The sequence below is a fragment of the Pseudomonas sp. LB3P58 genome (assembly GCF_054897895.1).
On record NZ_JBUBVE010000001.1, the window covers coordinates 3,790,226 to 3,802,805 of the forward strand.

Genomic DNA, 12,580 nt, shown 5'->3' on the forward strand with positions numbered 1-12,580 from the left:
AACCATGGCCACTATCCACGTAGACGGCAAAGAGCTCGAAGTCGATGGGGCAGACAACCTGTTACAGGCATGTCTGTCGCTAGGCCTCGATATCCCTTATTTCTGCTGGCACCCAGCCCTAGGCAGCGTTGGCGCTTGCCGCCAGTGCGCGGTCAAGCAGTACACCGACGAAAACGACAAGCGTGGTCGGATCGTCATGTCCTGCATGACCCCCGCCACCGACGGCAGCTGGATCTCCATCGACGACGAAGAAGCGAAAGTGTTTCGCGCCAGCGTCGTTGAATGGCTGATGACCAACCACCCTCACGACTGCCCGGTCTGTGAAGAAGGCGGTCACTGCCACCTGCAAGACATGACGGTGATGACCGGCCACAACGAGCGCCGTTATCGCTTCACCAAGCGTACTCACCAGAACCAGCAACTGGGCCCGTTCATTTCCCACGAAATGAACCGCTGCATCGCTTGCTACCGCTGCGTGCGCTTCTATAAGGACTACGCCGGCGGCACCGACCTCGGTGTATTCGGCGCCCACGACAACGTGTACTTCGGTCGCGTTGAAGACGGCACCCTGGAAAGCGAGTTCTCCGGCAACCTCACCGAGGTCTGCCCGACCGGTGTGTTCACCGACAAGACTCACTCCGAGCGCTACAACCGCAAGTGGGACATGCAGTTCTCGCCGAGCATCTGCCATGGCTGCTCCAGCGGTTGCAACATCTCCCCGGGCGAGCGCTACGGTGAACTGCGTCGTATCGAAAACCGTTTCAACGGTTCGGTAAACCAGTACTTCCTGTGCGACCGTGGCCGTTTCGGCTATGGCTACGTCAACCGCAAGGATCGCCCGCGTCAGGCATTGCTGGCCAACGGCGCCAAGCTGACCCTCGACGAAGCGCTGGATAAAGCCGCCGACCTGCTGCGCGGTCGCAACATCGTCGGTATCGGTTCGCCGCGTGCCAGCCTCGAAAGCAACTACGCGTTGCGCGAACTGGTCGGCGCCGAGCACTTCTACTCCGGCATCGAAGCCGCTGAGCTGGAACGCATTCGTCTGGTCGTGCAGGTGCTGAAAGACAGCCCGCTGCCGATCCCGAACATGCGCGACATCGAAGACCACGATGCGATCTTCGTCCTCGGCGAAGACCTGACCCAGACCGCTGCGCGTATGGCCCTGTCCCTGCGTCAATCGGTCAAAGGCAAAGCCGAAGACATGGCCGACGCCATGCGCGTCCAGCCTTGGCTCGACGCCGCCGTGAAGAACATCGGTCAGAACGCTCTGAACCCGCTGTTCATCGCCAGCCTGGCTGAAACCAAGCTCGACGACATCGCTGAAGAATGCGTACACGCTGCGCCAGACGACCTGGCCCGCATCGGTTTCGCCGTGGCTCACGCCCTCGACGCCAGCGCGCCTGCCGTTGAAGGCCTGGACGCTGAAGCTCTTGAGCTGGCCAAGCGCATTGCCGACGCCCTGCTCGCCGCCAAGCGTCCGCTGATCATTGCCGGTACCTCGCTGGGTTCCAAGGCGCTGATCGAAGCCGCGGCAAACATCGCCAAAGCCCTGAAACTGCGCGAGAAGAACGGTTCCATCAGCCTGATCGTGCCAGAGGCCAACAGCCTCGGCCTGGCCATGCTCGGTGGTGAATCGGTCGACGCAGCCCTGCAAGCGGTGATCGACGGCAAGGCCGACGCCATCGTCGTGCTGGAAAACGATCTGTACACCCGTACCGACAAAGCCCGTGTCGATGCGGCCCTGAACGCCGCAAAAGTGCTGATCGTGGCGGACCATCAGAAGACCGCCACCAGCGATCGCGCGCACCTGGTTCTGCCAGCCGCCAGCTTCGCTGAAGGCGACGGTACGCTGGTCAGCCAGGAAGGCCGCGCCCAGCGCTTCTTCCAGGTCTTCGACCCGACTTACCTCGATGCAAGCATCATGGTTCACGAAGGCTGGCGCTGGCTGCATGCCCTGCGCGCCACCCTGTTGAACCAGCCGATCGACTGGACCCAACTGGACCACGTCACCGCTGCCTGTGCCGCAAGCACTCCGCAACTGGCCGGCATCGTCAGCGCCGCACCGTCCGCCGCGTTCCGCATCAAAGGCCTGAAACTGGCTCGCGAACCGCTGCGTTACTCCGGTCGTACCGCCATGCGCGCCGACATCAGCGTGCACGAGCCGCGTACTTCCCAGGACAACGACACCGCGTTCTCGTTCTCCATGGAAGGTTACTCGGGCTCGGTCGAACCGCGTCAGCAAGTGCCATTCGCCTGGTCTCCAGGCTGGAACTCGCCGCAAGCCTGGAACAAGTTCCAGGACGAAGTCGGTGGTCACATCCGCGCTGGCGACCCGGGCACCCGCCTGATCGAAAGCACCGGTGACTCGCTGAACTGGTTCGCCAGTGTTCCGCGTGCATTCAACCCGGCTCCGGGCACCTGGCAGGTTGTGCCGTTCTTCCACCTGTTCGGCAGCGAAGAGAACTCTTCCAAAGCCGCGCCGGTTCAGGATCGCATCCCGGCCGCTTACGTGTCGCTGGCCAAATCCGAAGCCGACCGTCTGGGTGTCAATGACGGCGCCCTGCTGAGCTTGAGCGTTGCTGGCCAGACCCTGCGTCTGCCGCTGCGCATCAACGAAGAGCTGGGTGCCGGTCTGGTCGCATTGCCGGCTGGTATCGCCGGCATTCCGCCCGCGATCTTTGGCAAATCCGTTGACGGTCTGCAGGAGGCAGCTCAATGACCTGGTTCACGCCTGAAGTGATTGACGTGATCATCGCGGTCCTCAAGGCCATCGTGATTCTGCTCGCCGTCGTGGTGTGCGGCGCGCTGCTGAGCTGGGTCGAGCGTCGTTTGCTCGCCCTCTGGCAGGACCGTTATGGTCCGAACCGCGTCGGCCCGTTCGGCGCGTTCCAGATCGCGGCCGACATGATCAAGATGTTCTTCAAGGAAGACTGGACCCCGCCGTTCGCCGACAAAGTGATCTTCACCTTGGCGCCGGTCGTGGCCATGAGCGCCTTGCTGATTGCCTTCGCGATCATCCCGATCACCCCGACCTGGGGTGTGGCGGATATCAACATCGGCATCCTGTTCTTCTTCGCCATGGCCGGTCTGTCGGTCTACGCGGTGCTGTTCGCCGGCTGGTCGAGTAACAACAAGTTCGCCCTGTTGGGCAGCTTGCGGGCCTCGGCACAAACCGTGTCGTACGAAGTGTTCATGGGCCTGTCGCTGATGGGCATCGTGATCCAGGTCGGCTCGTTCAACATGCGCGACATCGTTGAATACCAGGCGCAGAACCTGTGGTTCGTGATCCCGCAGATCTTCGGTTTCCTGACTTTCTTCATTGCCGGCGTCGCCGTGACTCACCGTCACCCGTTCGACCAGCCGGAAGCGGAGCAGGAACTGGCTGACGGTTACCACATTGAATACGCCGGCATGAAATGGGGCATGTTCTTCGTCGGTGAGTACATCGGCATCGTGTTGATTTCGGCGCTGCTGGTGACCCTGTTCTTCGGTGGCTGGCACGGTCCGTTCGGCATTCTGCCGCAGATCCCGTTCATCTGGTTCGCACTGAAAACCGCGTTCTTCATCATGTTCTTCATCCTGCTGCGCGCCTCGATTCCGCGCCCACGGTATGACCAAGTGATGGATTTCAGCTGGAAGTTCTGCCTGCCGCTGACCCTCGTCAACATGCTGGTGACCGCTGCGATCGTGTTGCTCAACACGCCCGCCGTCGCGGCTCAGTGAGGATAGAGAATCATGAAGTACATATTTGACATCGTGCATGGCTTCTTCACCCAGCTTCGCAGCCTGGTGATGATTTTTGGCCACGCCTTCCGCAAGCGCGACACGCTGCAATACCCGGAAGAGGCGGTGTACCTGCCGCCGCGCTTCCGTGGTCGTATCGTGCTGACCCGCGACCCTGACGGCGAAGAGCGTTGCGTAGCTTGCAACCTGTGCGCCGTGGCGTGTCCGGTCGGTTGCATCTCGCTGCAGAAAGCTGAAACCGATGACGGTCGCTGGTACCCGGAGTTTTTCCGTATCAACTTCTCGCGCTGCATTTTCTGCGGCCTCTGCGAGGAAGCCTGCCCGACCACCGCGATCCAGCTGACACCGGATTTCGAGATGGCCGAGTTCAAACGTCAGGACCTGGTGTACGAGAAAGAAGATCTGCTGATCTCCGGCCCCGGCAAAAACCCTGATTACAACTTCTATCGTGTTGCAGGTATGGCGATTGCCGGTAAGCCGAAAGGCGCCGCGCAGAATGAAGCCCAGCCGATCAACGTGAAGAGCTTGCTGCCTTAAGGAAGAAAGATGGAATTCGCTTTCTATTTCGCATCGGGTATCGCTGTTGTGTCCACGCTTCGCGTGATCACCAACACCAACCCCGTGCACGCCCTGCTCTACCTGATCATTTCGCTGATTGCCGTGGCGATGACGTTTTTCGCCCTCGGCGCACCGTTTGCCGGTGTGCTGGAAGTGATCGCCTACGCTGGCGCCATCATGGTGCTGTTCGTGTTCGTGGTGATGATGCTGAACCTGGGGCCCGCCTCGGTTCAGCAAGAGCGCGTCTGGCTCAAGCCCGGCATCTGGCTCGGCCCGGTTGCACTCGGCGCCCTGCTGCTGGTTGAACTGCTGTACGTGCTGTTCAGCCACGACAGCGGCCAGGCCGTCGGCCACACCACCGTAGACGCCAAGGCCGTGGGCATCAGCCTGTTCGGTCCTTATCTGCTGGTGGTCGAACTCGCCTCGATGTTGCTGCTCGCCGCAGCCGTCACGGCGTTCCACTTGGGCCGCAACGAAGCCAAGGAGCAATGACGATGCCTGCTATCCCTATGGAGCATGGTCTGGCGGTCGCCGGCATCCTGTTCTGCCTCGGTCTGGTCGGCCTGATGGTCCGCCGCAACATTCTCTTCGTGCTGATGAGCCTGGAGGTCATGATGAATGCCTCCGCACTGGCCTTCATCGTTGCCGGTAGCCGCTGGGCGCAGCCGGATGGACAGATCATGTTCATCCTGGTGATCAGCCTGGCAGCCGCCGAGGCCAGTATTGGCCTGGCGATTCTGTTGCAGCTGTATCGCCGCTTCCACACTCTCGATATCGACGCTGCCAGCGAGATGCGCGGATGAATCTTCTCTATCTGACTTTCGTATTCCCTCTCATAGGTTTCCTGCTGCTGGCGTTCTCACGCGGCCGTTTTTCGGAAAACCTGTCGGCGCTGATTGGCGTCGGTTCCATCGGCTTGTCTGCCATCGTCACGGCTTATGTGATCTGGCAATTCAACGTCGCGCCACCTGAAGGTGGTCACTACACCATGGTGTTGTGGCAGTGGATGGCGGTGGAAGGCTTTACGCCTAACTTCGCGCTGTACCTGGATGGTCTGTCCCTGACCATGCTCGGTGTGGTGGTCGGCGTCGGCTTCCTGATCCACCTGTTCGCGTCCTGGTACATGCGCGGTGAAGCCGGTTACTCGCGCTTCTTCGCCTATACCAACCTGTTTATCGCCAGCATGCTGTTCCTGGTCCTGGGCGATAACCTGTTGTTCCTGTACTTCGGTTGGGAAGGCGTGGGCCTGTGCTCGTACCTGTTGATCGGTTTCTACTACAGCAACCGCAACAACGGTAACGCGGCACTCAAAGCCTTCATCGTCACCCGGATCGGCGACGTGTTCATGGCCATCGGCCTGTTCATCCTGTTCGCGCAACTGGGCACGCTGAACATCCAGGAACTGCTGGTTCTGGCGCCGCAGAAATTCCAGGCTGGCGACTTCTGGATGGTCATGGCCACCCTGATGCTGCTGGGCGGCGCTGTCGGTAAATCTGCGCAACTGCCGCTGCAAACCTGGCTGGCGGACGCGATGGCCGGTCCTACTCCGGTTTCGGCACTGATCCACGCTGCAACCATGGTGACCGCCGGTGTCTACCTGATCGCCCGTACTCACGGCCTGTTTGCCCTGGCGCCGGATATCCTGCACCTGGTTGGCGTCGTCGGCGGTGTGACCCTGGTACTCGCCGGTTTTGCCGCACTGGTTCAGACCGACATCAAACGTATCCTCGCCTACTCGACCATGAGCCAGATCGGCTACATGTTCCTGGCGCTGGGCGTTGGTGCGTGGGATGGCGCGATCTTCCACCTGATGACCCACGCCTTCTTCAAGGCGCTGCTGTTCCTTGCGTCCGGTTCGGTGATCGTTGCCTGCCACCACGAGCAGAACATCTTCAAGATGGGCGGTCTGTGGAAGAAACTGCCACTGGCCTACGCCAGCTTCATCGTCGGCGGCGCGGCTCTGTCGGCCCTGCCACTGGTCACCGCAGGCTTCTACTCCAAGGACGAAATCCTCTGGGAAGCGTTCGCCAGCGGCAACCACGGTCTGCTGTACGCAGGTCTGGTCGGCGCGTTCATGACGTCGCTGTACACCTTCCGCCTGATCTTCATCGCGTTCCACGGTGAAGTGAAGACCGAAGCGCACGCCGGTCACGGCATCGCTCACTGGCTGCCACTGTCGGTGTTGATCGTATTGTCTACCGCCATCGGCGCGATGATCGTTCCACCGCTGCACGGTGTGCTGCCGGAAAGCGTCGGCCATGCCGGCGGCGAAGCCAAGCACAGTCTGGAAATCGCGTCGGGCGCCATCGCCCTGTCCGGTATCCTGCTGGCCGCGCTGCTGTTCCTCGGCAAGCGTCGTTTCGTCACTGCAATCGCCAACAGCGACATCGGCCGCTTCCTTTCGGCCTGGTGGTTCGCTGCCTGGGGCTTCGACTGGATCTACGACAAACTGTTCGTCAAGCCGTACCTTGCGATCAGCCACGCACTGCGCAGAGACCCGCTCGACCAGACCATCGGTCTGATCCCGCGTATGGCCAAAGGTGGTCACACCGCCCTGAGCCGTACCGAAACCGGTCAACTGCGTTGGTACGCGGCATCGATGGCAGCCGGCTCCGTGCTGGTCATCGGCGCCATCGTGCTGGTAGCGGTCTGATATGAACCTTGCGAACTTGCGAACTTGCGAAAGGAATTGAGCCCGTCATGATTCTGCCTTGGCTAATCCTGATCCCCTTCATCGGCGGCCTGCTGTGCTGGATGGGTGAGCGCTTCGGCGCTACCCTCCCCCGCTGGATTGCGCTGATCACCATGTCCCTGTTGCTCTCCCTCGGCCTCTGGCTGTGGGCTAACGGTGACTATTCACTTGCCCCGGCGCCTGGCGCCGACCCGACCTGGGTGCTTGAGTTCAAGCATGTCTGGATCCAGCGTTTCGGCATCAGCGTGCACCTGGCCCTCGACGGCCTGTCGCTGCTGATGATCATGCTGACCGGTTTGCTGGGTGTTCTCTCGGTACTGTGTTCGTGGAAAGAGATTCAACGTCATGTTGGCTTCTTCCACCTGAACCTGATGTGGATCCTGGGCGGTGTCGTCGGCGTGTTCCTTGCCCTCGACCTATTCATGTTCTTCTTCTTCTGGGAAATGATGCTGGTGCCGATGTACTTCCTCATCGCGCTCTGGGGTCACAGTTCTTCGGACGGCAAGAAAACCCGGATCTACGCGGCGACCAAGTTCTTCATCTTCACTCAGGCGTCCGGCCTGATCATGTTGGTGGCGATCCTGGGTCTGGTCCTGGTCAACTTCAACGACACCGGCGTGATTACCTTCAACTACGCCGACCTGTTGAAAACCAAGATGTCGCTGACCACCGAGTACATCCTGATGCTCGGCTTCTTCATCGCTTTCGCGGTGAAGCTGCCAGTGGTGCCGTTCCACTCCTGGTTGCCTGACGCTCACGCCCAGGCGCCAACAGCGGGTTCGGTCGACCTGGCCGGTATCTTGTTGAAAACGGCTGCTTACGGTCTGCTGCGTTTCGCCCTGCCGCTGTTCCCGAATGCCTCGGCCGAGTTCGCGCCGTTCGCCATGACCCTCGGTCTGATCGGGATCTTCTACGGTGCGTTCCTGGCGTTCGCGCAAACTGACATCAAGCGTCTGGTCGCGTACTCCAGCGTTTCGCACATGGGCTTCGTGCTGATCGGCATCTACTCCGGCAGCCAACTGGCGCTGCAGGGCGCGGTGATGCAGATGCTCGCGCACGGCCTGTCGGCCGCGGCACTCTTTATCCTGTGTGGCCAGCTCTACGAGCGCACTCACACTCGCGACATGCGTGAGATGGGTGGCCTGTGGTCGAAGATCGCCTACCTGCCAGGCGTCAGCCTGTTCTTCGCGGCGGCCTCTCTGGGCTTGCCAGCGACCGGTAACTTCGTCGGCGAATTCCTGATCCTGATCGGCACGTTCCCTGCCGCCCCATGGATCACTATCATCGCGACGTCCGGCCTGGTGTTCGGTTCGGTCTACTCGCTGATCATGATCCACCGTGCCTACTTCGGCGCGTCCAAATCGGACGCGGTGATGCATGGCATGGACGGTCGCGAACTGATCATGGTGGTCGGTCTGGCAGCGTTGCTGATTTTCATCGGCGTGTACCCGCAGCCGTTCCTCGACACCTCTGCCGCGACGATGCATGGCGTGCAGCAGTGGCTCGGCACCGCCTTCACTCAACTCGCTTCGGCCCGGTAAGAGCGCTATGGAATTCACGACTCAACACTTTATCGCGCTAGCGCCGTTGTTGATCACCAGCGCCACGATCATCGTGGTGATGCTGGCGATCGCCTGGCGCCGCAACCACTCGCAGACCTTCCTGATTTCCGTGGCGGGTCTGAACCTGGCGTTGCTGTCGATCCTGCCAGCCTTGAAAGTCGCGCCATTGGCCGTGACCCCGCTGCTGCAAATCGATAGCTTCGCTTGCTTGTACATGGCGCTGATCCTGGTCGCCACCCTCGCTTGTGTGACCCTCGCCCACGCCTACCTCGGCGATGGCGGTTCGGGTTACCCGGGCAACCGTGAAGAACTTTACCTGCTGATCCTGATGGCCGCCGCCGGTGGCCTGGTGCTGGTCAGCGCGCAGCACCTGGCCGGGTTGTTCGTCGGTCTGGAACTGCTCTCGGTACCGGTCTACGGTCTGGTGGCGTATGCCTTCTTCAACAAGCGTTCGCTGGAAGCCGGTATCAAGTACATGGTGCTGTCGGCCGCCGGTTCCGCGTTCCTGTTGTTCGGTATGGCACTGCTCTACGCCGATTCGGGTAGCCTGAGCTTCGTCGGTATCGGCCAGGCGCTGGCGGCTACTGGTCTGCCAAGCTCGCTGGCGCAACTGGGCCTGGGCATGATGCTGATTGGTCTGGCGTTCAAGCTGTCGCTGGTACCGTTCCACCTCTGGACCCCGGACGTTTACGAAGGTGCTCCGGCACCGGTGGCCGCGTTCCTGGCCACCGCTTCGAAAGTCGCTGTGTTCGCTGTGATGGTGCGTCTGTTCCAGATCTCGCCCGCGGCGAGCAGCGGTGTACTGAGCGACGTGCTGACCATCATCGCCATCGCGTCGATCCTGTTCGGTAACCTGCTGGCACTGACCCAGAGCAACCTCAAGCGTCTGCTGGGTTACTCGTCCATCGCTCACTTCGGTTACCTGCTGATCGCCCTGGTGGCGAGCAAGGGTCTGGCCGTGGAAGCCATCGGCGTGTACCTGGTCACCTACGTGATCACCAGCCTCGGCGCGTTCGGCGTGATCACGCTGATGTCCTCGCCGTACAACGGCCGTGACGCGGATGCCCTGTACGAATACCGCGGCCTGTTCTGGCGCCGTCCGTACCTGACCGCCGTACTGACCGTGATGATGCTGTCCCTGGCCGGCATCCCGCTGACCGCGGGCTTCATCGGCAAGTTCTACATCATCGCAACCGGCGTCGAGTCGCATCAGTGGTGGCTGGTCGGCTCCCTGGTACTGGGCAGCGCCATCGGCGTTTTCTACTACCTGCGTGTGATGGTCACTCTGTTCCTGATCGAACCGAACCTGCGTCGCCACGATGCGCAACTGCACTGGGAACAACGTGCAGGCGGCGTGATGCTGCTGGCGATCGCTGCACTGGCGTTCTTCCTTGGGCTGTATCCGCAGCCATTGCTGGTCCTGGTTCAGCAGGCGGGTCTGGCGGGTTGATTGCTTAAGCGACACTCGGTAGAAAACAGAAACGGCACCTTCGGGTGCCGTTTTTTTTGTGGCGAGCCTGCTCGCGATGGCGTCGGCACAATCAACATCTTCATTGCCTGACACTCCGCCATCGCGAGCAGGCTCACTCCTACAAGGATTCGCTGTACTTGGGGCTCGCCCCACATGACGAAATTGTAATTCCCCCATCACCTTGGCGTTATCCGCAGCTTGCAACGATGTCACCCGGCGACCAATGCCGGCGGGCCCTTGTCCGTCGAACAATAAAACCACGCCGACGTACGTTCCTGTTCTGCCGAACCCAAGGAGTGATTGATGGTTAACAATTCAAAAATGTCGATGGCCGCTTTAGCGGTGGTGGTCGGTTCCGGGCCGTCCATGGTGATGGCGGATGATAAAGCCGAAGGGTTTATCGAGGGCAGCAGCCTGACGGTGCTCAACCGCAACTTCTACTTCAATCGTGATCACCGTGACGGCCAGTCCAGCCCCACCGGCAATGGTTATTCCGAGGCCTGGGCCCATGCGGTCATCAGCAAGTTCGAATCCGGGTTTACACAGGGCACCGTCGGAGTCGGTGTCGATGCGTTTGCGATGATCGGTTTGAAGCTTGATACCGGTGACGGGCGCAACGGTGGCCGTAGTTCGTTTGATGTGCTGCCGGTCGACAGTGATGGCCAGGCGCGGGACGAATACACCAAGGTCGGTGGCGCCGCCAAGGTGCGGGCGTTCGATACGGTGGTGAAGGTCGGCGATGTGTTCCCCGCCAATCCGGTGGTTGCGGCGGGTGACTCCCGACTGTTGCCGGAAAGCTTCCGGGGTGTCACGGCCACCAACACCAGTATCGAAGGTCTGTCGGTACAGGGCGGTCGCCTGCATGCGATGAGCCAACCGGTGTCCAGCGACATGCGCGAGAACTTCGCGACCTTCTATGCCGGCCCGGTCAACTCGCCGTGGGTAGGCTATTTCGGTGGCGACTACACGCTGAACAAAAACCTCAGTTTCAGCCTGTATTCCAGTCGCCTCAAGGATGCCTGGAATCAGTACTACGCCGGCACCGCGTGGACTTACCCACTGTCGGATGACCTGTCGCTGTTCGGTGGCCTGAACTATTACAAGGCGGTCGACGAAGGCAAACAACTGCTGGGCAAGTTCGACAACAACATCTGGAGCGGCCGGGTCGGGGTAAAACTCGGTGCCCACTCCGTTGCGTTATCGCACCAGCGCAACAACGGCAACGACGACTTCGACTACCTGCGCCAGTCCGACTCGATCTTCCTCGACAACTCCATCCAGTACAGCGACTTCAACTCGCCCAAGGAACGTTCGTGGATGGTGCGTTACGACCTCGACATGAGCAGCTATGGCGTGCCGGGTTTGTCGTTCATGACCCGTTACGCCCGCGGCACCGACGCCGACTATTCCAGTGCCAACTCCGTGTACATGCGCCGCGATGCCGACGGCAACCCGCTGACCGATCAGAAACGCTGGGAGCGCGACATCGAAGTCAAATACGTGGTGCAGAGCGGCTCGCTGAAGGACATGTCGTTGCGCCTGCGTCAGGCCACAACCCGCGCCACGGCATTTGAGTCGGATCTGGATGAAGTGCGGGTGATTATCGAGTATCCGCTGGCGATTCTCTGACTTCACGGTTGATGCAAACTCACCTTTAGAAGCTCCTTGCTCCTTTGGTAAGAGGTGAATCTTTTGGCGTCCTTCGGGGCGCCTTTTTTATGCCTGTAGATTGAGCACTGCAGGAGCAGCCTTCGGCAGCTCCACAGGGGAATTGGTGTCAGCCGCCGCGATTGAGGCAATCGCCCGCCACGGTGTATTTGATGGTGTTGAGTTGGCCCTTCGAGTCTTCGTAGGTCATTGCGGTGGGAACTACAGCGCAGGCAACTTGCGGGCGCACAACACTCACCACTTTCACCACGTCCAGCTTCATCCCGTATTCATAATCCTTGACCACCGGCGCCGGTTTGCCCTGGTTGGCCGCGTATTGCTCCATGGCTTTAGTGTTGGCACTGAGCGCTCTCTCGAACGTCCGGTCGCCCCCCCCTTCAGCCAGCACATTCAGGGACATCGCCATCACACCGGCGAACGTCATCAACTTGATAATTTTCATGTTCAATACCTTCATAAAAAAGCCCGGCATCGGGACTCGACGACGGGCTTGTTCAAGTGCGACACGCTTACAAGTCTTTGGTGTTGTCGTCCTTCTTTTCATTGACGACGACTGGGTCGCGCGCCTTTTCTTTGGTCGCATATAGCTCCACCGAGCGGTCACTCGCCGCCATCATTCTTTCGAACGCCCTGTCGCCGCCACCTTCAGCCAAAACAACAGAAGTCATCACCAACGCCACCGCAAATGCACTCAGTTGTACAAGTTTCATGTTTGATTCCTCGTTTAATTAACTAACGGGATCAAGGTAACAATCCGAACCTTTCGTGACGGTGGCGTGGAGATTACATATCCGTTATGTGGCAAAAACATGTGGGAGCGGGCTTGCTCGCGAAGGCGCCGGGTCAGACAACAATGATGTTGAATGTGCTGACCCTTTCGCGAGC

Annotated in this window: 11 protein-coding genes; 9 read left to right on the forward strand and 2 right to left on the reverse strand. The window is 60.3% G+C overall.

All coding sequences use genetic code 11. From position 1 onward, the window contains the following. Window positions 1-4: 4 nt before the first annotated feature. The 9 genes from nuoG to ACYZTZ_RS17650 all read left to right on the forward strand — a co-directional run bounded on the left by nuoG (window position 5) and on the right by ACYZTZ_RS17650 (window position 11,656). Window positions 5-2,719, forward strand: coding sequence for an NADH-quinone oxidoreductase subunit NuoG (gene nuoG, locus ACYZTZ_RS17610; protein WP_461999171.1), 2,715 nt, complete (start codon window positions 5-7; stop codon window positions 2,717-2,719). Then, the gene (gene nuoH / locus ACYZTZ_RS17615; protein WP_008146046.1) at window positions 2,716-3,723 is read left to right on the forward strand and encodes an NADH-quinone oxidoreductase subunit NuoH; all 1,008 of its coding nucleotides are present in this window, start codon (window positions 2,716-2,718) and stop codon (window positions 3,721-3,723) included. Before nuoG ends, nuoH begins: the two co-directional genes overlap by 4 nt. Before the next feature lie 12 nt (window positions 3,724-3,735). Then, window positions 3,736-4,281, forward strand: coding sequence for an NADH-quinone oxidoreductase subunit NuoI (gene nuoI, locus ACYZTZ_RS17620; RefSeq protein ID WP_197679435.1), 546 nt, complete (start codon window positions 3,736-3,738; stop codon window positions 4,279-4,281). A gap of 9 nt (window positions 4,282-4,290) precedes the next feature. Then, the gene (gene nuoJ / locus ACYZTZ_RS17625) at window positions 4,291-4,794 is read left to right on the forward strand and encodes an NADH-quinone oxidoreductase subunit J (protein ID WP_461999172.1); all 504 of its coding nucleotides are present in this window, start codon (window positions 4,291-4,293) and stop codon (window positions 4,792-4,794) included. Window positions 4,795-4,796: 2 nt separating this feature from the next. Next, on the forward strand, window positions 4,797-5,105 hold the full coding sequence (gene nuoK, locus ACYZTZ_RS17630) for an NADH-quinone oxidoreductase subunit NuoK (RefSeq protein ID WP_007946416.1): 309 nt from the start codon (window positions 4,797-4,799) through the stop codon (window positions 5,103-5,105). Beyond that, window positions 5,102-6,955 (forward strand): NADH-quinone oxidoreductase subunit L, encoded by a 1,854-nt coding sequence (nuoL, locus tag ACYZTZ_RS17635; RefSeq protein WP_461999173.1) that lies wholly within the window; start codon window positions 5,102-5,104, stop codon window positions 6,953-6,955. The genes nuoK and nuoL overlap by 4 nt, the downstream gene beginning before the upstream one ends. Before the next feature lie 47 nt (window positions 6,956-7,002). Further along, window positions 7,003-8,535 (forward strand): NADH-quinone oxidoreductase subunit M, encoded by a 1,533-nt coding sequence (gene nuoM / locus ACYZTZ_RS17640; RefSeq protein WP_461999174.1) that lies wholly within the window; start codon window positions 7,003-7,005, stop codon window positions 8,533-8,535. 7 nt (window positions 8,536-8,542) lie between these two features. Beyond that, window positions 8,543-10,006, forward strand: a complete 1,464-nt coding sequence (gene nuoN, locus ACYZTZ_RS17645; protein WP_461999175.1) for an NADH-quinone oxidoreductase subunit NuoN — start codon at window positions 8,543-8,545, stop codon at window positions 10,004-10,006. 324 nt (window positions 10,007-10,330) lie between these two features. Beyond that, entirely contained in the window at window positions 10,331-11,656 is a 1,326-nt protein-coding gene (locus ACYZTZ_RS17650; RefSeq protein ID WP_461999176.1) for an OprD family porin, read from the forward strand. A 148-nt stretch (window positions 11,657-11,804) separates the two neighbouring features. Here ACYZTZ_RS17650 and ACYZTZ_RS17655 read toward each other — a convergent pair whose 3' ends face one another. Beyond that, window positions 11,805-12,137, reverse strand: a complete 333-nt coding sequence (locus tag ACYZTZ_RS17655) for a DUF2790 domain-containing protein (protein ID WP_461999177.1) — start codon at window positions 12,135-12,137, stop codon at window positions 11,805-11,807. 67 nt (window positions 12,138-12,204) lie between these two features. After that, window positions 12,205-12,405, reverse strand: a complete 201-nt coding sequence (locus ACYZTZ_RS17660) for a co-regulatory protein PtrA N-terminal domain-containing protein (protein ID WP_461999178.1) — start codon at window positions 12,403-12,405, stop codon at window positions 12,205-12,207. Window positions 12,406-12,580 lie beyond the last annotated feature (175 nt).